1 protein-coding gene is annotated in these 257 nt (G+C 54.1%); it reads left to right on the top strand.

Translation table 11 applies throughout. The features are described from left to right. Positions 1–257: TRAP transporter substrate-binding protein DctP (gene dctP / locus RRY12_11445; GenBank protein ID MEG2185285.1), on the top strand; the 257-nt coding region annotated here is incomplete at both ends.

Genomic DNA, 257 nt, shown 5'->3' with positions numbered 1-257 from the left:
AACGTTGCGCCGAAGTTCCAGGTGCTCGACCTGCCCTACCTCTTCAAAGACAGGGCCGCGGCCTATAAGGTGCTTGACGGAAAGATCGAAGGCATCCTCAACGAACAGCTCGTCCCCAAAGGCATTCGCCTTGTAGGGTTTGCTGAAAACGGATTCCGTGAGATCACAAACAACAAAAAGGTGATAAAGAGCCCCGCCGACCTCAAGGGACTTAAGATTCGCGTGCAGCCCATCCCCGCCCACCTTGAACTCTTCAA

Origin of the sequence: Cloacibacillus sp., assembly GCA_036655895.1 — a bacterium.
Taxonomy (GTDB): Bacteria; Synergistota; Synergistia; order Synergistales; family Synergistaceae; genus JAVVPF01.
This window is presented reverse-complemented; position numbering and strand designations above follow the sequence as displayed.